Origin of the sequence: Nocardia brasiliensis IFM 10847 (assembly GCF_000710915.1) — a bacterium.
GTDB classification, from domain to species: domain Bacteria; phylum Actinomycetota; class Actinomycetes; order Mycobacteriales; family Mycobacteriaceae; genus Nocardia; species Nocardia brasiliensis_A.
Genome location: NZ_BAUA01000004.1, coordinates 1 through 23,524, shown reverse-complemented (window position 1 = coordinate 23,524; position 23,524 = coordinate 1). Strand labels below are relative to the sequence as shown.

Genomic DNA, 23,524 nt, shown 5'->3' with positions numbered 1-23,524 from the left:
TCACTACCTTCCAGCGCTTGCCGGAAATCGTAGAAGCGATTCCAACTCCAGCCCTCACCCGCTTCGATCGCGATCGGGACGCCACTGTCCGCGCTCGGCGGTGGCGCCGGCGCCGTGGGATGCTCGCCGCGTCCGGGAGGGCTCAGGTTGGTCGGCGGAGCAGCCTTCGGCGCTATCTTCTCGACCTTCTGCAGGTCACCGATCTTGTCGAACCCGGCCTTGTTGGTGTCCTCGGTCGACAAGTAGAACTTGCACGAGCGGATGAACGTGTCACCCATGTCCTCCATGGTCCATTTCATGAGATCCATGGCTTCGATGACATCGGTGGCCTTTTTCTCGAAACGTCGCGTCAGCGATTGACCACCGGTTTCGTCGGAAAAGTCCCGCATCTTGTCCATGTACGAGTCATGGATGTACTGCTTGTACCAGTCGAGCTTTCCGATCATGTCGTGGCAGGCCTGTGCACACAGGGCGAAGACCTTGGGGTCGAGCCCCACCGTGTTGGCCTTCAACCCGCCCGCGTCCGCCTTCGCGCGCAAGTCCTTCCAGTCCTGACGACTTGTCTTGCTGTTGTCGTCGATCGTCGAGCCCTTTTTTTCGTCAGCCATCTGTGGTGCTCCTTGTGGTCTTCGTGGTCGTTCGCGTGTCGATCACCGGCTCGGTTACCTCGACCGAAGCCCCCAAAGTGAAGGGGACATCGGCGGTTTCGTCGGGTCCGGCACGCTGCTCGGGTGCCTCGAATGGCGAGGGCAGCAGAAACGGTTTCGGTGCTTTTCGCTGTTTGTCCTTCTTGCGCGGCCTGCGGGACTGTTTCGGCGGCGATCCGGCGGCATTGCCGGAAGATGCCGAGCCGGGCGACGTTGCCCCCGGTGGCGTCATGCCGGGCGACGCCATGCCCGGAGACGCCGGAGTCCCGGTGGGCGAAGACGATCCCGACTGCGCATGGCCGTCTTGCAGCGGGGACGCGGGCGGGCGCAGCGGTGTCGTCCCGTGCGTTCCGTCCCGGTCCGATGCGGACTCTCCGTGCTGCTCCGGGATTTTCGAATGCTCGGGCCCAGACGTTTGATCCGAGTTCCGCGCCCCTCCCGCATCGGTTCCGTGCGCGCCCGATCGCTCACCGGAGCCCGGTGCGTTCGAGTGATCGCCGCTACCGGTGCGCCCGGACGAGTCCGCGCCATCCTTCGTGCTGGTGTGATTGTCTGCACCGGAAGCGTCCGCGTTCTCGCCGACACCGGAATGCTTGCCGGGCGCATTCGAATTGCTCTCGCCGCCAGTGTTTCTCGAGTCGCCCGGCTGTTGCCGATCCGACCCATGCTGCGCACCACTATGATTCGACGCCTTGCCGCCGTCGGTCGTGCCCGATCGCTCCGACGCACCCGTCCGGTCGGCACCGGTCGAATCGTGCTGGAGGCCCGGGCTGTTTCCCGTGCCGGGGCGGTTCGAATAACCCGACTGATTCGCTCCTCGCTGCTGGCCTGTCCCGTCGGTGCCCGCGCCGCCGGTACCCGCACCTGTCCCGCCGGTTACCGCACCGTTCAGGCGGTCGAGGGCGGCGCGCAGTGCGGACGGGTCAGGCTGGACCGCGCCGTTCGCGCCGTCGGCCGATGGCGAACCCGAATTGCCTTGGGAACCACCGAAGGGCGATTGCATGCCTGTCCCGGACCCCAGCCGCCAGAAGTCCGGCGACGGCCCGTCCGGGCCGGTCGTCTCCTCGCCCGAACCGGTCTGCTCGGACGGTCCGAGCGAACCCTCCACACCTGGCGGCAGCATCCCGTCCGCGCCGTGCAGGTTCTGCAGCATCCTCGACAACATTTCCGGGTCCAGTTGCGGAGGTTGCTGCTCCTCCGGCGGCGTCTGGTCGCTGCCCGATGAGTCGCGATCGGCACCCGATGCGCCGTCGTCGCCGGATACCTCGCCGTCACCGGAATCGCGCGGACCGCCGGCGCTGGAACCTCCTCCGTCGCCCGATCCGCCGGAACCACCGCCATCCCCCGACTGTCGGCCGTCGTCGTTCCTGCCCGGCCCAGAACTCCGAACGTGGTCCCCCGAACCTGGATTCAGCGCGCCATCGGCACCCGGCGGCCCTTGCATCTCCGTGTTCGGCGGCCCCGACTGGTTCCGATCCTGCGGTCCCCAGTAGTACTCGTCCGACGGACCCCAATAGTCCTGATCCGGCGAACCCCAGTAGAACTGCTGCGCCGGGTCCCACAGGGAGTCCTCCGGTGGCACCTGGATGCTCTTGTACTTCAGCTCGTCCTTGTACTCCTGCGGAATCCAGTCTTCGGTGTCCGGCGCCGTCGGCGCGTTATAGGGATCGGGCATCGGATCGTTCTCGGTGGTGCGAGGCGGTCGTGGTTTGGCGGTCAGGTCCTGGCCCCTGACGTAGCCGCTCTGCGGATCGGCCGGCGGCGCGACGGTGCCGTCCGGATCGGCGACGTGCACCTTGTTCTTGTCATCGACTGTCCAGGTGGTGCCGTCCGGCCTGCTGCCCCACGCGGTCTGATCTTCGGCGGTGACCCGAACAGCCCCGTCGCCGCGAATCTCGCGCACGTCGGTGCCGTCGACGTAAGCCGTTCCGTCCCCGCGAATTCCACGCACGGTGCCGTCGGCGTCGGTGAAACCGACGCCCCGCGGACCGATCTCGGAGACCGAGCCGTCATCGTGCACAACCCGCAGACCCTGGGGCGTGCGTTCCAACTGCGCACCGTTGGACAGCTCGATCGGTTCGTTCAGCGGCCTCGACTCGGTCTGCCCGTTCGGCGCGGTGCCGCGCACCGAGCCGCGCGGTCCCCGCTCGTACACGGTGCCGTCGCTGTCGAACACCTTGGTGCCCTTGGGCGAAGACTCGAAGCCGGTGCCATCCGGCCGGTCCATCTGCAGGGTGCCCTGTTTGCGTGGACCGTCCTGACCGAACCCACCGAGCCGATCGCGCAGCCCGATATTCGAAGTGTCGTTCAGGTCGTAATGGATCACGGTCCCGTCGGGATGCTCGGTGCGCCCGCCGCCCCGCACGTCCGTGCCGTCGAACACCACATGCCTGGTGTTGTCGGGCAGCTCGACCGTGACAGCTCCGTTGGGTTCGACGGTCTGCCTGGTCCCGTCCGGGCCGGTGATCACGGTGGGCCTGCCGGGCCCGGACTCGACCACGGTGCCGTCCACCTTGTACACGGTCTTCTCGCCGGTGGGCGAGAGGAATTCCGTTGTGCCGTCCTGCTTTACCGTCGTGGTCCAGTCGTCCGGCGACTTCGTCCGCACCGAACCGTCCTCGAACACGGTGTGCGAGACCCGATCCGGCCGGGTGAAGGTCGGCGACTGGATACCACCGCGGTCGCCGGCCTTGCCGCCCGACCGGTCCGCCGGGCCGGTGCCATCCGGGCCGACGAACACGATTCCGTACTCGGGACCGATCTTCATCAGCTGCGGATCGTCGGGGCGACCCACCAGGATGGACCCGTCTTCGCCGATCACATGCCGGGTGCCGTCCGGCGAGGTGACGACGATGTTGCCGTCCCCATCGCGTTCCCGCCCGGCCTGATCGTTCGGCACGACATGCACGGTGTCGTCGGGCTTGGTGACCACCGTCGGGCCGTCCGGGCGGGTCTGGACGCTGGTGCCGTCCGGATCGATCCGGGTCCGGTCATCCCAGGGCGAACGGAACTCCGCGCTGCCGTCGCGTCTGACGGTCGTCGTCGACCCGTCCGGTGCGGTCGTGCGCACCGAGCCGTCGGGCAAGACCGTGTGCTGAGTGCCGTCACCGCGGCCGAAGCCGAACTCGCTGCGGCCCGGCTCCTTCGGCGCACCCGCCCGTGGGCCGGGTTCTGCCACAGTGTGATTGCCGTTGTTGGGCAAGAGCTCGACCGAGTTGTCCGGCCCGATCTTGACCACGGTCGGGTCGTCCGGACGCCCGAAGACGATGTTCCCCTGCGCATCCACCCGATGTTCGGTGCCATCGGGCGAGGTGATCCGCACCTCGTCCCCTTCGCGCGCCCAATTGGGGTGTTCCCCAGTGCCTTCGACGACCCGGTCGCCACGGCCGCCCGGGACATCGGTGTCGTGCCCGCGCGGTCCACCCGGGTCCGAAAGCTGGTCCGGACGAACAGAGGGCCGCGGTGCGGGCCGATCGCCCTCGGGTGCCGGAGCCGGGCGCTCGTTAGGCCGCTGCGCCGAACCGCTCGCCGACGAATCGGCATCATGCGATCGAGGCGACATACCCGCGCTCACATTCGGCTCCGGCCCACGCCGCACCGGCGGCGACTGATCGCCGGGGACAGGGTGCGGTAGTGCGGGACGCGGCTGCTTCGGGATGTTCGAATTCGGCTCCGAGGCGGGCGGACGATGTTGTTGCCCTTCGGGGTTCACGCCCACGGTGCGCCGTGGCGGCTGATCCGACCCGCTCGAGGTCTCCGAGCCGGCGGACGTCCGCGGCGACTGACTCGAACCACCCGAACCCGATTCTGCGGCAACAGGTGAACGTGGCGGCGTATTGGTCGAGCCCGCTTCCGCAGCGACAGACGAGCGCGGCGGTTGGCCCGTACCACTCGAACTCACCTCCGAACCGGCAGAGGACCGCGGCGGCTGCCCCGACCCGGTCGAACTCACGTCTGACACAGCGGAAGACCGCGGCGGCTGTCCGGAACCCACCGAACTCACATCCGACACCGAAGCAGGCGGACGCGGCGGTTGGCCCGACCCGCTCGAACCCGCCTCAGCCGCCGAAGCCGGCGGACGAAGTGGTTGCCCCGATCCGCTCGAACCCACATCCGACGCGCGCGGCGACTGTCCCGGGCCGACCGAACTCACATCCGACACCGCGGACGACCGCGGCGACTGACCCGAACCCACCGAACTCACGTCCGACACGGAAGCCGGCGGTCGCGGCGGTTGTCCCGCACCGCTGCCCGTCTGCGCGAGCGCGCCCGAGGAAGACCGGCTGCCGTCCTCCGACGGCAGGCGTTGCCATTGCGCCGAACCATCGCCGCCGAGCGCCGGGCGCGCACCGAATTGGCCGCCGCTGCTGCTGGAACTGCCCACCGACCGTTCGCTGGGCGGACCGGTCACCGACGAATTGCGACTGTCGCCGGACAACGAGCCGGACGACGTTCCCGACGACGCGCCGTTCGAGGCGGATGAATTACCGTTGCCCGACAACGGACTCGCGGAATCGGAGAACGCACCGCGCCCGTCGCCGGAGCCGAACGACCGGTGCGCCGACGAACCCGACGACTGCGTGTCACCACTGCGGCCGCCTTGCGATCCGTTGCCGGAGGACGTCGAACCATTCCGACCGGAATCGCCGAAACCACCCGGCTGACTGCCATTGTGGATGTTCGCCGGGTATCCCTGCCCGTTGGTCCACGAGTTGCCGTTCGAGTCCCTGCGCTGGCCACCGTCGGGAGACGGATCCAGCGGTCCCCCGAACCTGTTGTCGGACGACCCGGCGGGGAAGGTCGCGGGCGGCTCGCCGTAGCGTGATCCGTTCCCGCCGGGCGGCGGCTGGGACGAGGTGCCGTCGCCGCCGAAACCATTACGGACACTGTTGTTTTCGAACCTGCCCGGGTCGAACGAGGAACCGTCTCGCCCGGTCACATGACCCGCCCCGCCCGGTGTCTTCCAGCCGATCCCGAAGCTCCCGTTGTCGAGCCGGTTGATGCCGACGAAACCCTTGACGCCGCCTACGATCCCGCCGCGCGCGGCGCCGCCGACCCAGCCGGCCGGGTTGCCGAGCGTCCCGGCCCAGTCACCGGTGACCACCGCGGCGCCGATACTGCCGAAGCCGTATTCCACGGTGCCGGAACCGATTCCCACGACCGCGCCGTTCAAGCCCCGCACCCAGGGGTTACCGATCTTGTCCCCCGCGAACTTGATCGTGTATTTGTTGATGCCGTTGGCCGCGATCCGGCCGAACGGCGCACCGGCGCCTCCGGAGGCTACCGCCGCCCCGAACTGCTCCCAGCCGAACTTCTTGCGGTGCCCGGCCGCCATCTGACCTAGCTGCACGGCGGCGTCCATCCCGCCGGAGATCAGCATGCCCTCGAGGATCTTCAGGATCCAGTTCTTGCTCAGACCGGCGAACTTCTCGCCGAAGACCGAAAGCACCTTCGCCAGGATCCGGTTCTGCAACTGCGTCCGCGCGCGGCGCAGGGCGGTTTGGGTGGCCACTTGCGCGGCCGCCTGCTCTACGGGTGCGGTTGGCGGAAACATCCACGCCCAAGCGATTTCGATGGCCAACGCGATCAACGAGATGATCGTCGTGAGTTTCGCGGCTTCGATCTGCGTGCCGAAATCGAAGGCGGCGTCGGAGATTTGATCCATGAACTTCGCCAGCGACTCCATCGACTGATCACCGACGAGCATCTGGTCGAACATCGCGGCGATCTTCTCCCCGCCCGCGCCTTCGGGGTAAGCGGCGACCGCGGTGCGTTTGGCGTCCTCGATATCCGGGATCACCGTCCGCAGCGCCGCGGCGGCGTCCTTGTAGGCGTCCGACACCGCCCAGATCTTGTCCTCGTCACCCTCGGGCCACGTACCACCGGCGATCCAACCCAACCAGCTCAACTCTGGCGGCAGATACAGACTCATCCCGCAGCGACCTCAATCGTCGAGATCACTGACCACCGACCGGCGCCCGCGCGGCTGCGCCTCACCGAACACCGTGCCCTCGTCGTCGTATCGGCGTTCCGGGGAATTCGGCGGTGCGGTCGACACCACCGGAGGGGTCGGAATCATCGACCTGGTATCAGGGACGCCGTCGATCAGATCGGACAGGTGCGGCAAGCGCGCTTTGCGCTCCCGCAACGGCTCCATCAGCAGACGGCCCTGCTCGTGCACCTTCTTGGCGGCCGCCTGCACGGCCTCGGTCATCGCCCCGGCGATCTCGCTGTGGGTCAGGTCGCCGATATCGTCGGCGAACTTGGTTTCGATCAGAATGCCATCGGCATTGACGGTCACCGTGATCCGCTTGTCGCACGCGGTCACGGTCGCGGTGAGCCGGGCACGGTCGCGATGGAGCTTTGCCAGACCCTGCATCTGTTCCGACATCGCTTCCATCATCATCGCGGCATCGGCCCGCAACCGTTCATTCGCCACCAGAAGCCTCCCGATCGTTTCGGATCACGTACGCCTAGCCGCGTTCCGTTCGATCGGGCTGCGTCGGCCGCATGAGCGAGACCATTCGTTTGGCTCGCGTCTGCAGTTGATCGGCCATTGCCTGCTCGTTCTCTTCGTACAGTTTCGCCGAATCCCGCAGGTTATTCGCGTTCGCCTCGAAAACCTCGGCGACCTTGGCGATGGATTCGAAAATGCTGTCGCGGTTCTTTTTATATCCCTTTTCGCCGTCGGCGAATTTCTTACCGCTCTTGTCGTTACCCCACGCCTCACCCTTGCTGCCGGTGGTCGACTTCAGCGTGTCCAGCAGGTGCTTCGTCTTGTCGGCGACGTCCTCGAATTTCGCAGCGGAAGCGCGCAGCCCTGTTACCTCGATCTTGACGGGTTCGGTCATCATGCTCCTTTGGTTGCGACGTCGTCGTGGGTCTGGCCTGCTGTCAGCTCATGAGGGCCAGGCCCGTCCTCGTCTGCCGCTCCATGAAGCGTTGTTCGAACCCTTCGGAGTAGACCGACGGTGGCATCGAGGAGGACGACTGTTCGATCACTCCGTCGTCGGCGATGTAGAAGAGGGCGCGGCCGATGGCGATCTCGTCCGGTTCGGTGGGCACGAAGACCATCCAGCCGACCTCGAGGCGCTCGGCGGTGAGCTGATCGAGCGGATAGCCCGTGGTATCGACACCGAGACCGAGGATGTGCGCCCGCACCAGGGAGATCGCCCGGTCCTGCGGCAATCGCTCGATCACCGTCGTGGTGAGGCCGGCCAGCGACAGCTGGTACATGGCGCCGTCGATATTGTCGCCGAACCCATCGAACAGGGCGGTGAGGGTATCCCGGGTCACCACACCGGCTTCGGCGGCCGCGACGAGGGTGATCGCGGCCTGCCGCTGCTGCTCGGTCGGCTCGTTGGCCGCGACACCGCACACGATGTCGGCCACGGTCTGCGTCGTCCACACGCCCGGAACGGCGGCGCTGATCTGCTCGGCATCCGGTGAATCCGCGCGGTGCCAACTGCCATTGGACCACCAGTAGCAAAACGACAGCATGCCCTGCGCCGCACGGGCATTGAGCACCTGATTGGCCACCCAGTCCGGCGCGCCCGCATACAGATCCGGCAGTTCCGCGCCGTCGTTGTACGCCGCGTCGAGTTCGGGCGCGTTCCACACCCCGCCGGAGAGCACCGCCCGGCCGCCGGGCAGCACGAACAGGGTGGAGCCGCTGCGCGCCGCGCCTTCGAAGATGCCGAGCGAGGGGCGAATTCGCGGGCCGAGCTCGGAGCCGACGGCGACGAAGGCGGCGGCGATCATCGCCCAGCGGGCCCACAGCACCGGCAGCGGCGGCAGGTCGTCCCGCGAGAGCACCGAGGCGATATTCGCCTCCCGGTCGGCGCGGGCCTGCGCGGCGGCCTGCTCGGGCGAGCGCCACTGCCGCTCGTCGTGAAAAACGTAGGCGGCCAGCCATACCGGGATCCGCTCGCGCGGAAACGCCGCCAGGTCGGCCCGATAGGCCTCGGGGGTGAGCAACTGATCGTCGGGGAACGGCTCGTCACCGTAGTCGTAGTCGACCTCGACCTCACCGGTGGCCGCGAGCTGGACCACCATCCGCCACCAAGGTCCGTCGCCGAGCTGCGCGGAGATATCACGATGCAGCACAACGAGTTCGGTGGCCGCCGGGGATGGATCGGACCGGGAGACCTGATCCTCGTCGTCGTAATACAGCACGTAGGCCACACCGCCGGCGACCGTGAGCGCGAATACCGCCTCGAGGGTGTGCCAACCGTCCGGGCCTGCGACACCGAGCTCGCGCGCGATGCTGTGGGCGAGTTCGACCGCCTGCTCCTCCACCGCGCGTTCCGCCAGCGCCTGTGACTCGGGCTGCTCCTCGTCCACGGTCGGCGGCGACTCGCCCTGATCCGGTTCGGGTACCTCGGAATCGGCCGGCACGGAAGGTGACTCCGGCGCGGCGTCCGACTGCGCGATCACCTCACCGGGTGCGGGCGCGACAGCGCCGCCCAGCCGGAAGCCGACGTCCACAGCGTCGCCTTCCCCGGCCGGGCGCTGCTGCTGGGGATCGTTCATATCCTGAATTCCTTCTCCGCAACGCCGCGCCAAACATATGCCACTGCTGGGATTCAACACCATGCAGGTCAGCCGGAAATAATATCTGCGTAATAGCAGCCGGTTCGGGCATAATTATTACCTCACAACAAGATAATGGCGGTTTTTCCGACAACACGTCGTGATAGGTTCGCGCAGTAATAGATGCGTACCCCGGCGGGCTGCACATTTTTCACGGCAGGAGGAACTCGACGTGCACAACGAGCGGACCAAGGGCGACGTCGCCGACCTGCTCGATACGGTCAATCAGCACATTCGCTCGATCGCCGAGGTGCAGCAGAAGCGCGTCGAACTCACCGCCACCGCCACGGCGGGCAAGGGCCGGGTGCGGATCACCGTCAACGCCGACGGCGTCGTGATCGACACCGAGTTCAGCGACGACATCGACGATTTGGACTATGACGAGATCGCCGACGCGGTCACCGAGGCCACCCAGGATGCGGCCGCCGAGGTCGCCCGCAAGGCCGAGGAGCTGATCGCGCCGATCCGCGATACCCGTTCCCGGCTGCCGAGCTTGTCGTCGATGGTGGAAGGCCTGCCCGACATCCGGACGAAAACGCCGGAGCTGCAACGGGCTTCATTCGAATCGCTCGCCGCGCGGCAGGAGCGCGCGGCCGACCCGCAAGCCCGGCCGTGGTCGGTCACCGAAAACGACTGAGGGTGGCCAGTTGTCGTCCATGACCGCGTCGAACACGCGGTCGCCGGGGAAATCCGGCGGCCGCGCGGGAAGGTGTACGCCCTTGCGTGCCGGGGGCCGCGGTGGATTCGGCGTCGAAAGCGCTGATCGATGAGCATCGAGATGCCGGCTGAGCTGCAATGGCTCAGCTACCTGGCGGGTGCCGCGTGGCCGGAAGGCGACGAGGACAAGATGTTCGCCCTCAACGACGACTACAAGTCGGCGGCGGACACCCTCGACGCCGCCCTCGACCTCTTGCGCTCCGCGTGCGACACCGCGACCGCCAGTTATTCCGGTGACGGCGCGGACAAGATGAAAAGCCAGTTCGACCAGTTCTTCGCCGGAGAACAGTCGATCCCGAAGCTCATCGACATGATGCGCCAGGTCGGCAAGTCGTGCCGCGCGATGGGCGCCGAGATCGAGCACACCAAGTTGCAGGTCATCATCACCCTGGTGATCCTGGCCGCCGAGATCGCGTACGCGCTGACCACCTGGTTCGGTGCGGTGGTGATCCCGGCCCTGCAAGCCGAGACCGCCGGGATCATGGCGGTGATCGGTCGCACGCTGGCCACCCGGCTGGAATTCCTGGTCAACCACGCCGCCAAGATCGCGGCGATGCCGATGTGGAAGCTGGCCGCCATCAGCGGCGGGGTGCAGGGTGTGCTCGGCCTGGGCACCGAGTTGGCGGTGGAGGGAATCCAGAAGAGCAAGGGACATATCGATGGCTTCGACCTGAAGCGGATTTTCGTCGCGGGCGCCGTGGGTGCGGTATCCGGCGCGGTAGCGGCGCCGGTCGCCAGTGTCATCGGTAAAGGGCTGGCCAACTGGGTCGGCAAGGAATCGATGACGTGGTGGAAGTCCGGTGGCATCGCGATCGGCGCCGGTATCCCTGGTGGGTTGGTCGGCGCGGGTGCGGGTTTCGTCACCGGTGGCTTGCTGACCGGAGAGTGGGAATTCGATCCGGCCATGCTCGCCGGAGCCGTGGGCGGTGGCATCCTCGGCGGTCTGCACGGTTCGATCGGTCATGCGCGGGCCGGGGCGATGGTGAACCTCAAGGCGGTGACCGCCAAGTCCGACCTGTCCGTTTCCGATGGTAGTTCCATTTACTCGGCGTCGGAGAAGGACGGCGGGGGCGCAGGCGCGCCACGCGGTTCCGGCGACCGCACGGACGACGGGCAGCAGACCCGGGCGATGTCGCACACGAGCGACACGGGCAACGGCAACGGCCGGTCCACGACCTCGGGATCCGTAGGCGCGGAAGCTAATTCGCGTGCCGAATCGGTGCACGGCAATGGCAATGGCAGCGCGAACACCAACGGCAACGGCACCCGCGGCGCCAACGGCAACGCCAACGGGTCTACTCAATCGGCTTCTGTGCGCACCGGCAGTATTTCGGCGGCGAGCGTGCTGCGGCCGCGCACGGACTCGATCAGTTCGAGTGCCGGCGACGGGTCTGTGTCGGGCAGGTCGTCTGTGTCGGATGGGTCGTCGCACACCTCGATGACGTCGGTCTCGGAGGGCAAGGGCAGCAACGCGGCGCCGCCGGTCACCCACACGTTCGACGGCGCATCGGAATCGGCCTCCGGCCCGGTATCTCGCTCGTCGTCACCGGAACCGCAAGGTATGCACAATCTCCGGACTGACGGATCGGTGCAGGAGAAGAGTTCGACTGGACCCGAGAGTGTCTCGGGTGCGTCCGTTTCCGGGAACTCGAGTCGCGAATCGGCGCAGTTCTCGGCAGGCCCGGACGCGCGGACGGTGTCGGATCAAGCGTCGAGGATCTCGGCGACCGACACCGGCGGCTCGACGAACCCGCGAGACGTCCGGCCCATGCCGGGGCCGTCCGGTGGCGAGAGTCGAAGCGGCAGCGAAACGCCCTCGCGGTCGGGCACACCCGATCCCGAGGCCCGTGGTCGGTCGGCGGCGCCGAGCAACGCCGGCGGTGGATCACCCACCCGTATCTCCGCGGCGCACACCGACTCCGGGCCGCCGCCAGGACCGCGAACGTTGGCCGGGCGGGAAGACCAGTCGGCATCGGGTTCGTCGTCTCGGGCGACCTCGCCGGAGCGCACCCCCGCTCCCCCGGTTGCGCGCTCCGAAAGCCTGGCGGGGCACAACGAATCGGGTCCGGACGGTCCCACCCGGACGAAGTCGGGCGACGGTGGCGGTTCGCACCCGGAAACCGCCGGGCCGGAACGCAAGAGCGGCCAAGACGAGACCGGCGACCAGTCGATTCGGCGGCCCAGGGCGCATCTGACCGAAAACCCCGATGGCCCAGCCGTTTCGGGGCAGCCGGGTCGTCGTGCGGCCGAAGAGCCGACCGACGCTCGTGTGACAGAGTTGCGGAACCGACTACGGGACAGCGACGAGGTCCAAGACCACCGCGACGTAACTGCGGCCAGGGAGCGACTGAAGACCGCGGAGGCGGATTTCGAGGACGCCCGCCGCCTCGCAGAGCATGACCAGTCGCCTAAGGAAGGGGCGTCCGCGACCGCGCTGCGCGAAATGGCCGACGACGCCGAAACCCAAGCGCAGCAAGCGCGCGCCGCGCACGAGGCCGCAGTCGAGCGGGCGGTCGATGAGCGGTACGCGCAATTGCAGGCCGAGGCCGAACAAGCCATCGTGCTGGCCGACCGGGAAGCCGACACCGTACACACCGACACCGCTCGGCGGCTACAGGAGGCGCAGGACGGTTTCCGCACCGAGCAGCAACGGTGGAAAGACAGCCGCGATGAGTACAATGCCGCCGCCGCCAACCACGAGGCGCGAGCCGACGGCGAACTGGTCAAGAGCATCACCGAGGCACACAACCGGGTGCGGGAGGCGAACCAGGGACTGGTGCAGGCCAAGCGGGAATACAACGCCGAAGCCCGGGCTTCCGAGCCGCGCGCGCAACGCCTCTCCTGGCTGCGCGACGATATCGAAGCTCGCACCCGAGGATTGCGGACAGAGCTGATCGAGCGAGAGGCGTTGCTGCGGGCCGCGGCGAAACACAATGCCGCGCTGAACGACGCCCGGAGCGAGCGTTGGGCGGTTGACCCCAACGAAAAGCCCAGCGTGGCAACCAGATTGCTGAGCTGGCTGCGGTCGGGGTCGGGCGAGGGTGTCCGGACCGGGCAGGTGATCGGTGATCCCCGCCGGTTCGAGGCCGACATCGAGACCCGGGCGCGCTCGCTGCAGGACGAGTTCGACAGCCGGGACTCGGCCGCGCGGTCCGATTCGTCCCTGACGGAACTCAAACAACAATTGGAGGACAGCACCGCCGCGTATAAAGCTGCGCGCGACCACCTTTCGGAGGTCGGCCTGGAGGTGATCGGCGACCGGATGACGGTATTGCGCCAGGCGGGTGCGGCGGACAAGGCGGCCTTCGATGGCGGTCTGGCCGAACGCGGTCCGGCGTTCGAGGCGATCGTGAACAAGCAGATGGCCGCGGCCCGCGATGTGCTGGACGCGATTTCGGCCTACGATCACGAGTTGTTGTCCAAGGGCCGCCCCGACGACCCGGTGACGGCGCCCCCGTCCGGCGAGCAGCTGCGCAAGGTGATCGCCGAAGGCACGCCCGAGGAACGGCTGGCGCACCTACGCGCGTTCGTGAAGATGACCCACCCCGAGGGCTTCGAGCCGCGGGAGAACCAAATGCTCGGGTATCTGCTGCGCGTAGGCAATCTGGGTACCGGTCAGGGCAAAGAGATGCTGATGGCGATGCGGTTGTTCACCGACGCCATCGAACACGGCGCCGCCTACGGGACTACCAGCAGCGACAACCTGGTGTCCTCGATGGTGGATCTGGTCAAGGCGTTCGCCAACTCTCGCTACGGGGACCTGCCGATCTCGGTGTCGCGGATGACCGATGAGGGGCCGATGCCCACCGGCGGGGTGATCATCGGCACCAAAGAGGACTTCGTGTTCGCGGCATTGCGGAAGGCCCAGGCGGTGCTGGACCGGATCGGCGCGGCGGGGGCGCCGGTGAGAGAAGTGACCGAGCTGCGGGACTGGCTCAACAACGAGCGCCCGAAGCTCGATGAGATGAAGCAGCGGCTGGACGCGGTGCTGGACAAATACAAGATCGACGAGAAGTTCGAGCCGTTTCCGAAGGGGCCCTACACCGGCGACGAGTTCGACGCCGCGATGTTCGACGGGCAGGAGGGGGTGCTCACCCCCGGCGGGCAGCACGACGAGTTGCCGGCGGAGGCGCGCAGAATCGAGCAGGAGATGTATCGGGTCCTGGCGGCGGAGAAGCTGCACGGTTTGACGGCCGAGGACTTCGGCAGACCGGAGTTCACCAAGGGAATGTGGCGTGCGGAGCTGAGCGAGACCGCGATCGAGAAACTCAATCGGGTCCCCGGCGAACCGGTGACGCCCGAGCATGCCGAGTCGTACAAGAAGGCGGCACTTGCCTATTGGGGTAAGCGACGCAACACCGACTGGATCAAATCCTTCGACCCCGACAATTCCAGCGATCCAGGCCGGGCCGGCCTGCTCGCCTCCGAAACCAACGACAAACTGATGGTCGACCGAAGTAAAGGCAGCGCCAACGTCCGCGAGAACCGCCTCCAAGGCGTCGGGCAGTACCTCGACGTCCTGGCCGGCGTGCCGGTGCGGGCCAACCACCCCGAAGGCACGCTGTACATGAGTTTCGACCAACTCGTGGGCAGCAGCTACCTGCACTCACCATCGGGAGTGTCGGGGACGTTGAAGCAAGTCGAGAACGCGCTTTACGACCGCCACGGTATCGGCCCGGTACCCGAGATTCCGAACTTCTACAGAGACAAGATCGAAGATGTCCCCGACGCGGAATTCAAGACTCGCGAGGGAAAACTCGAGGCTATGGGGCTGTCGATCTTCGACGACCTGGTCAGGCCCGACGGCAAGATCGAGCTCATCGTCGAGGACGGTACGGTCGTCGGCGCGAAGCAACGCGGGCGCCCGCACTGGGTGGTGATGACCGACAACCGCGATATCGCCGGCGATGATGTGCGCATCGTGCGCGGAGACGACGGACGCGTCGTCGAGGAAATTCCCCTGAACTCTTGGAAAGACAAGAACCCCGAAGAATATGGAGTCGCCGACTGGATCAACAGGATCACCGAAGAAGAGATCCACGCCGAGGCTGCGGCCGCCGGACTGCCGGTAGCCGAGAAGATCGAACTCGACTACACCATGCGCGACGCGCGGTGGTACGAACTCCACGGCAACGGCGTCGAGGCCGAACTACTCGCCAACAAGCAAACCAAGGAATGGGGCGCACCCGGCAGCCTGCACATCGGACACAAGGCCGACGGACGCGGCGCGAGCCCGAAACCCACCCCGGAATCGGTCGAAATCGGTGGCACCGCAGTCAAATCCAGCGGCGGTCCGGCCTACGGAGAACGCAACCATATTCAGATCCGCGGCCGTGCACAGCGCGGCGGCGTCGGCGAAGACCACGAGAACGGCGGCTTCCCCGGCACCTTCCAGCGGTTCTTGTCCGAGGAGGACTACTACGGTTCGGTGACCGATCACGGTGTGCGCGAACAGGTCGTCCGATTCCACCGAGCGGTCGAGGAACACGAACAGGCGGTTGCCGATCATCGAGCCGACGACACCCCCGAGACCCGCGCCCGCCTCGACGAAACCGATCAGGCCGTACAGCAAGCCGTACAGACCCTACGCGAGCACACGGCTCCTGCTGTCGAACGTGCGGCAGAGCAACAACTACTCGCGTCCGGGCGGCATGGCGCCTACCGAGCCAACGCCCCCCCGGTGCTCGACACCGGGCATGTCCCGCCGGGCATGGACTTCACCACCCCGCCTCCCTCGGTGCAAATACCCGAGGTGGAAGCCGTCTCGCTGCCGCAAGATGCTGCCGACAGCCGCCAGGACACGGATACGCACGATGATCCGGATCGGCAGGACGACAGCACGCCGAAGCGCACTCCGGGGGCACCGTCACTGCCGCCGCGGTTGGACGGCTCGGCGGATACGCTGTCGCCCAACCGCCCCGACGCGTCGGGGCGTCCCACGGCGAAGTTCGCGCCGCAGGTCGGCCCGGACAAGATCTTCGATGCGGCTGACTCGTACTCGGCGGGGTTTGTCGATGAGTCGGCGCGCGGGCTCGCTAATACAGTTGTGGATGTAGATGAGCAGTCGGATGCTGGGTTGCGGGTCGGTATGGACTTCGATGGTCCGCAGGGGACGGAGTCGACAATGATCTTCGATCCTCCTAGGTTGCTGGTCGGTGATCTCGAATTCGAGATAGGTCTCGCCGAGGCGCCCGGTGGCACTCCTTCCTGGAAATATCCGGTCGGCACTCATATCTATTTGGGGAATGATATTGGTACGCACCGTTTCACGGTGATCGAAAACGGCTTCCGTGTACAGTATCGCTCCAACGATTTCCCGGAAGGTCTCAATGGACCGGAGGTGACTACTGCTGAAGGGCTCAACCTGATCAAGGGGCATATCGACGACCTAGATCAGAATATCACTTCCGTTTTTGTCGAACGGCCGTCCGGTGCGATCTCCGCCCCGAGCGATTCATCGCCGGAGGAGATCGCCCGGAGTGATTCGTCGGCGGCGGAGATCGTTCCGGAAAATTTGTTGCCGGAGGAGACGAGGGTTCTCACGTATTTTGCGGCAGCTGCCGATCTGGGTCGCTATATCGACCTACGTTTCATATTCAAGCGTCTGGTGAATGAGGGCGTTGTCACTGGCGACAAGTCGGAATTAGACTCCATAAGAGACTGGAATCGCCGATTGTTCGATGCCTTCGATGTACCCGCCATGCCCGGTCGATATCCGCGCGAGCGGCGACAGTTGGCTGTTTCGAAGGCTCGCGAATCGCACCCGGGTCTGATCGATGAAACTGCGGTGGCGAGTTTGGTCGCGGAGTTGCGTGAGTCTCCGCTGCGGGTGAGCAGTTCTGGCGATGCGCGGGCGAGAGCAATGCAGTACTTTGCGGCGGCTGTAGATCTGAATCTTGATTTCGACCTGAAATTCGTATTCGAAGGACTCGTCGATGAGGACGTCCTCTCTGATGACCCGTCTGCATACCCGTCCTTTAGCAAATCGATAAATCAGTTCTTCGGAAGTCTCAAGATTCCGCCTGTCATCGGTCCATTCCGGGGTGAGCGGCGGCGGCGGTCGGCTGTTTCGAAGGCTCGTGAATCGCATCCGGGTCCGATCGATGAGACTGCTGTGAAGGTTTTGAAAGAGGAGTTGCGTGATTCGTTGCCGGAGACCGATATCGGTCGTTCTCGCGAAGCCTTGGCGAAGAGGGTGCTGCATTATTTTGCGGCAGCCATCGAACTGCGCCGTGATTTCGACCTAGGTTTCATGCATAGCCGACTCAAGGCTGAGGGCCGCGTGTCCGAAGACTCGGCTGGATATACCGCTACGCGAGATGCGTTCACCTATTTGTACGATAATTTCGACGTTCCGCCTAAGCCTGGTCAATCTTCGCGTGAGCGGCGAAGATTGACTGTTTCAGCGGCTCGCAAATTTGCGGCTCATGAATTTCCGGAGCTGATCGACGAGGACGCTGTGAGAGATTTGGTCGCGGAGTTTCGTCAGACGGGCGCCGGTTTTTCTCTCGCGTCGAGAGTGTTGCAATATTTTGCGGCGGCTGTCGATATGGGACTCGACTTCGACATGCGATTCATACACAACCGTCTCATGGCGGAGCCTGGTGTTTCCAACTACCCCAGCTATGAAGACGTATCAAACGCGGCCCAGAATTCGTTCACTGAGCTCGGCATCGAGGCGGCGCCTGGTCGATCTCGACTCGAGCGGCGGCGGTTGGCTGTTTCGAAGGCTCGTAGTTTGCGTCGGATCGATGGGGATGCTGTTGCGAGGCTTAGTCGGAGTCTTCGCAACATGGGGATTGAAGGACACGCCGGCGTCAAAGTTGTCACCGCAGATTCGAGAGATGGCTCGGCGGCCGCGCGTGTCGGTCGTGCCGTGTCTGGACCTCGATGGTACGTTCGTTTCCTGAACGATTGCGTTCGAATCAATCTTGCCGGTCTGAAAGCTCTCAATAAAAGTCCGTATATCACGGTGCCGGCCGAGCCGGCACCGCTGCGGGGGCGCAGTCTGCAAGAGGTTGCCCGTTTGACCGGCGGGAAATTACACGTATATACTGACTACACTCAGCTCGCCAATCATTTGTTGTCCTTCGGGCCTGGTTCTTCGATGTTCCTGGTGCACAAGTATGCCGGCCTGGTGGACGAGGAAAATGGCATCGGAGCGCACGGTTTCTATCTCTGGGTGAATCCTGATCGCACTATCAGCGTGTTGGACGATACGTGTGGTCACAATTACTTGTTCCCGCCAGTGCACCGGGAAAAGGTCGTTGCCCTCCGCGGTACCGGTTACGATCCCGGTGGCAAGATCATCCCAGCTCCACCCGCTGTTGCGGGACAGTCAAACGGAAAGACTCTCGGTGGAGTTGATGGCCTGGTACCGATTGTCGCGAGCGCCCCGTTGCAGCCCGATACGAAGAATGATGCGGAAATCTTCGCCGGTGCGGACTTTGCTGGTACTCCGCCTGTCGCCGCAATGGACGAGTCCGATATTGCCGGTCTCCAGAATTTTGTCGGCGGCACGGGTCATTCTCGCGAGTCGCGAGGGATGCGGGTGCTGCAATATTATGCGGCGGCCGTCGAGCTAGGGCGCGATTTCGACCGAGGTTTCCTATTCAATCGCTTTGTGAAGGAGGGCCTTGTCACAGCTGACCGTCATGGGAGAAATTTTGTAAATCATGCGGTAGGTTGGGTTTTCCAGAAGCTGAAAATTCGACCCCAGGATGATCAAACTGCGAGTGATCGGCGGCAATTGGCTGTTTCGAAGGCTCGAGAATTGCATCCGGATCTGATCGATGAGGCTGCTGTGGCGGTTTTGGTCGCAGATTTGAGGGAGGCAGATGCCGGTCGTTCTGACGCTGAATTGCGCGAGCCGCGGCCAGACGTAATTTTGTCGCCGATACAGGAGAGAATTCTGCAATATTATGCGGCGGCTCTCGAACTGCAACAATATTTCGACCAAGCTTTCATACGCAACCGTCTCGTGATCGAAGGTTTTGTTTCCAATAGCTTGTCTGGATATACGGCCGCAAAGAACGCAATCGGGGGTTTGCTCGAAAGGCTCGATATTCCGCCCAGGGCGCAATCTGCGCGTGAGCGGCGGCAGTTGGCCGTTTTGAAAGCTCGTACGTCCTATCCTGGTCTTATTGATGAGGCTGCTGTCGCGGAGCTCGTGCGGAGGTTTCGCGGTGCGGACCAGCCCACGCACCTCCGCACCGAGTCCGGACCCGTTACCGACCGGTCCGACCACACCACTGCGCGGCGCGGCGGACCAGCCGCGACCGTCCAGAACGAACTAACGAGCCAAATCGACGCGCATGGCGGGGAAGTACGAGCTAGCCACGGTCCTGAGCAGGTCGTTCCCGCCGCGGATGTTTTCTCGGTGGATGGTGTGCGGTCTGTCGGTAGTTTGGCGGAGTTGTTCTCTCAGATCGAAATGGATGTGTTGTTTGTTGAGACGGGTGGAGTGCAGACGTTTTTGGTGGGTAGTGTGGTCCGTATTCATGGTACGGCGGGGATGCTGGAGCTTATTGTTACAGGTGGTCTCGAGTTCACTGGGTTTTATGTTGATGCAACGGGTGTTTCTGGTGCGGGTGAACTGGTTGCGGCCGGTGGGGTACAAGGGTATGTGGAGCGGTTCTTCGGTACGGGGGTTGGTGTTTCGTCGATAACGGTGTGGCGGGGTCCGGGTTCGTTGCAAGGGCGCGGTGAGGACTATCGCCTGGTAGGGGCGTTGGATTCGCTGTTGTCCGGGGCGCGCTCGGTGGGGACGGGGTTGCCTGGATTCCCGGGAGGCACTGAGATTTCTCTGGCCGATAATAACGGTGGGGTTCTGCGGCTGCTGGTTACAGATGCGGGTGGTTTGTTTCCGCAGTATTCTGCTGCTGCTTCGAGGGATAGTCATGACGGCCTGGTGTTCGAGGGTTTGCAGGCGCGGAATTTGGTTGTCAACCATATCTCGAATCCGGAGCGAGTGATTACTGGGGTGTCGGTGGATCGCCCTGTTCCCGGTCGTCCATACGAGAGTGGGGGCGGTGCTGCGACTACGGATTCGCAGAGTGCTGGCTCCGGGCATGTTCGGCCTTTCCTTCGTCTAGACGGGGATCAGCAGGAGTTGCTCACTTACCTCGCTTCCCGCTACACCGGGGCGCGCGCGCTGAGAGCTCTGGGGCGGGGGCGAGGTGACGTACGTGTGAGTCCAATTACTTTGGACATGTACGAACTTCTCGGGATCGCAGAGCTTCCTGCTGGGGAGGAATTGCCGGCAGCGTTGGCGTTGGTGGGATCTGACCCCAAGTTTATAGAGATGATGTCGAAGGTTCGGTATCCGCCGAATCTTTGGACAGATACCGAGAAGCGGATCCTTCCATTGGCAGTCCGAGGCTACTCGCCGGAGCAGATAGGTGAAAGACTGCCTCTTGGACATAGTATAGTTGTCGCTTACTTCAACTCTATCAGGAACCTATTCGGTATCGAAGTCGACGTCAACGACCGGCGGTTCGGATCGGTGTTGAAGAAGTATGCTGTAGTGCGCGGGGCATTGGCAAATTCTGATTTGGCGGCAATACAGGAAATAGCGCGACCGCCGCTGTTCTCCCAAAGAGAGCGCACCATTCTTATGACTCTCCAGGCGGACCCTTCCATCACATGGTCAGCTATAGTCAGATTGCACCGCGGGACTATGCAGGATGTAGGTGGTAAGACGTATGTCAGCAGGGCGCTGCGGCGGATCGCTCGCCGTTACGACATAGAAGTCGAAAATGCGGAGAAAATCGGTGAGCGGAGAGTCCGCGAGATTCTGTCTGCTGTCGAGAACGATTTGATGGCGAGTGTGCCCGAGGCGGCGCGGGGGGATGGTAGTGCTGCGTTCCCCGTGCTCGGAGAGGCACCGGTCAGCACGAATACGGTTTCCGAAGGACATCAGCTGCCTGGATCCGCTAACAGACTACGCATCGGTCGCGCTCCTGTGGCAGCGAGCAGTGCGGCGGGCGGCCCTATCCTGGTCGATGCCGGCCTGCCCGGCACCGCCACCGAGGTCACCGCCGACAAGCAGCCCAACGGTCCACCAGCCGTGCCGTCGACAGATGACAGCACCCCGCACACCGCCGCCCTCGGCAATGTCAACATCGGCGCGGACAGCCAAACCCACGACACCCCCGGACCCGAATCTGCCATGGACACGACCGCGGATGTGACGTTTTCCGGGGATCCGGCAAGGGTTCCGTTTGTTTCGGCAACGGACGATCTCTCGGTGAGCGCGCTCGGAAGGGCCGGACAGGTGGCGACCGGGTCGAACCCTGAGAGAGCATCCTTCGGCCTGGGCCCTGATGATGCGGGCACGACAGAGGATATGTTTGAAAGTGGCGCCGGTTTCCAGGATCTCGGGCCCGAGATGCAACCACGCCACACCCACGATCCCGAAGAAACGACAAACACGGTCGAAGACCACACCCGCACCGTCCACAACCCCGACGTATTCCTCCCCGACGTGGATTCATCCGCTCTCCCCGATGAGCAAGTACGTACTGATGGTCTTGACGATAGGGACGCGATGTATGGTCTGGTGTTCGCGGATCCGGAGGTCGTTCCGGTCGTTCCCGTCACGGATGATTTCTCGGGCGCGGGGCTGTTGGCTCGGCAGCCAGAACCTGGCGATCTGGAATCTGGTGTGCAGCTTTTGGACAATGCGGTGGAGTTGCTGCGACGGTTCTCTCGGCGCAAACCCACCATGGAGAAAAAGAATAACAAAGATATCTCGGCCGAACTGACCTCGGAAGGCACCCCGCTCACGAAAGACACAGTCCGCGACCGTGTCTATCGTATCGCCGACCAGCTACATCTTGCCGGCGCGGATCGTAATGCTCTCGGTGCGGTGCGGGCGGCTCGCAGACGGGGGATACTTGCTCCCAACGCCGAGCCAGGCGATCTGGACTTCGAATACCACGGATCCGATCCGGACTCGGATGCTCGCGTCACATTCTTCGACGATCAGATAAGTGTGCTCATCCGACTCGACCAGCAACCGCCACGGAGCCCAAATTCGATCGCTAAAGAACTTGGCATTCACCACCACACTCTCACGAATCGCATCGACGCAATGCTTGCCGCGTTGCGATTGCCGGAAACCGCGAGCATGACCGACCTGGTGGCAGAGGCGCGGCGCTGGGGTCTGCCGCTTCCGGCGCCCGGTGGCCAATCACGCGCCACCCATGCTCCCGAAGTGACAACGACCACGGTCGAAGACCACACCCACGCTTTCCGCAACCCCGGCTTGTCTTCAGCTGCCCACGAGGGTGATTCTGATTTAGTTGTTGGCGATACGGATGCGATGAATGGTGTGGTGTTCGCGTATCCTACGGGCGCTGAGGGTGTTTCCGCGGCGGATGATTTCTCGGTGGATGGTGTGCGGTCTGTAGATAGTTTGGAGCAGTTGTTCTCTCAGATCGAAATGGATGTGCTGCTTGTTGAGACGGGTGGAGTGCAGACGCTGCGGGTGGGTAGTGTGATTCGTATTCATGGCGAGGCGGGAATGCTGGAGCTTATCGTTGCGGGTGACCTCGATTTCACTGTATTTTATGTGGAAGAAAGTAATATTTCCGAGGTGGGGGAACCCGTTACCTTCGGTAGTGTCCGGGGGCGGGTGGAACAGTTTTTCGGTGCAATGTCTGAGGTTTCGTCGATAAAGGTGTGGCATGGTCCGGGTTCGTTGCAACGGCGGGGTGAGGATTATCGCCTGGTAGGGGCGTTGGATTCGCTGTTGTCCGGGGCGCGCTCGGTGGGGACGGGGTTGCCTGGATTCCCGGGAGGCACTGAGATTTCTCTGGCCGATAATAACGGTGGGGTTCTGCGGCTGCTGGTTACAGATGCGGGTGGTTTGTTTCCGCAGTATTCTGCTGCTGCTTCGAGGGATAGTCATGACGGGCCGGTGTTCGAGGGTTTGCAGGCGCGGAATTTGGTTGTCAACCATATCTCGAATCCGGAGCGAGTGATTACTGGGGTGTCGGTGCATCGCCCTGTTTCACAGCACCTCGGCGACGGTGCCACCGAAGCAGAGGCCGGAGTCGTCTCCGCGATCGAAACCGAAGCGGCGGGATCACTTGCCCTCAGCGAGCCGGAGGAGGCAGAGGACTACTTCGCCGGTCCCGGCCCAGAGGCCGCGGCCATCGCGACGCAGCCTCAGCGCCTGGCCGCCGCCGAACTGGGCCCGGAGGCACTCCCACGAACCACCTTGACAACCACGCAGAAGGACGTACTGCACCGCGTCATCGCAGGCTACAACAATCAACAAATCGTCACTGATCTCAATATCACTTACGCGGCGCTCGAACTAATCTTGATTACCGCCGCCCACGATCTCGGACTCGGCACAACCGCTCACCCCTTCGCCCGTCGTACCGAAATAGCGGAAACAGCCCTGCAGAAAGGACGCCTCGACCAGAACGCCATCGATTCCCTCGCACCACCACCCACACTTCCCGAACGCCGCCCATACGAACCGAGCGACGACGCAAATGAAGTACTGCATTCCATTGCCGCAGGCTACTCGACGCCCAAAAGATATAGCGGCGCGT

Annotated in this window: 7 protein-coding genes; 2 read left to right on the top strand and 5 right to left on the bottom strand. The window is 64.3% G+C overall.

Annotated features, from left to right (window positions below; translation table 11 throughout):
- From NBRGI_RS00630 to NBRGI_RS00610, 5 genes are all read right to left on the bottom strand, one after another.
- A partial coding sequence (locus tag NBRGI_RS00630; RefSeq protein ID WP_029892274.1) for a hypothetical protein occupies nt 1-608 on the bottom strand: 608 nt, incomplete at its 3' end.
- Nucleotides 601-6,579, bottom strand: coding sequence for a WXG100-like domain-containing protein (locus NBRGI_RS00625; protein ID WP_029892273.1), 5,979 nt, complete (start codon nt 6,577-6,579; stop codon nt 601-603). The genes NBRGI_RS00630 and NBRGI_RS00625, both read right to left, overlap by 8 nt.
- A 12-nt stretch (nt 6,580-6,591) precedes the next feature.
- Nucleotides 6,592-7,086, bottom strand: a complete 495-nt coding sequence (locus tag NBRGI_RS00620; protein ID WP_051727383.1) for a YbaB/EbfC family nucleoid-associated protein — start codon at nt 7,084-7,086, stop codon at nt 6,592-6,594.
- 34 nt (nt 7,087-7,120) lie between these two features.
- Nucleotides 7,121-7,498, bottom strand: coding sequence for a WXG100 family type VII secretion target (locus NBRGI_RS00615; RefSeq protein ID WP_158439735.1), 378 nt, complete (start codon nt 7,496-7,498; stop codon nt 7,121-7,123).
- Between the two features lie 43 nt (nt 7,499-7,541).
- On the bottom strand, nt 7,542-9,179 hold the full coding sequence (locus tag NBRGI_RS00610) for a hypothetical protein (RefSeq protein WP_029892270.1): 1,638 nt from the start codon (nt 9,177-9,179) through the stop codon (nt 7,542-7,544).
- A 232-nt stretch (nt 9,180-9,411) separates the two neighbouring features.
- Here NBRGI_RS00610 and NBRGI_RS00605 point away from each other — a divergent pair, with 232 nt between their 5' ends.
- The gene (locus NBRGI_RS00605) at nt 9,412-9,876 is read left to right on the top strand and encodes a YbaB/EbfC family nucleoid-associated protein (RefSeq protein WP_029892269.1); all 465 of its coding nucleotides are present in this window, start codon (nt 9,412-9,414) and stop codon (nt 9,874-9,876) included.
- 129 nt (nt 9,877-10,005) lie between these two features.
- A partial coding sequence (locus tag NBRGI_RS43250) for a WXG100-like domain-containing protein (RefSeq protein WP_036556854.1) occupies nt 10,006-23,524 on the top strand: 13,519 nt, incomplete at its 3' end.